The sequence below is a fragment of the Alkalihalophilus lindianensis genome (assembly GCF_032843265.1).
Classification (GTDB): Bacteria; Bacillota; Bacilli; order Bacillales; family Bacillaceae_D; genus Alkalihalophilus; species Alkalihalophilus lindianensis.
In genome coordinates this window covers 1-244 of sequence record NZ_JAWJBA010000858.1, presented here as the reverse complement: position 1 = coordinate 244, position 244 = coordinate 1, and the positions used below count along the sequence as shown (strand labels likewise).

Annotated in this window: 1 pseudogene; it reads right to left on the bottom strand. The window is 40.2% G+C overall.

Annotation, left to right across the window (positions count from 1 at the left end):
- Positions 1-188 (bottom strand): annotated as a pseudogene (locus RYX56_RS24570) (hypothetical protein); the annotation flags it as partial.
- Positions 189-244 lie beyond the last annotated feature (56 nt).

The window sequence follows — 244 nt, the reverse complement described above, 5'->3', positions numbered from 1 at the left end:
CCAAGCTGCTGGATTTTATCTATTAAAGCAGAAGAAGGATTTTCCTCTTTTTGAGGCTCCCCGCCTTCTTGATTGTCGGTTGCCCTTTTTTGTAAATCATGATCCATTCCGATACTTCCTTTCCAAGCATGATATTGTGTAGTATTTGCCTGGGAAACAATTTCATGCTCGGAATTTTCCTTTTTCATCGCTGATTAACTTCCATAATAATCGGCAGAATCATCGGTCGTCTCTTTGTTTGGTC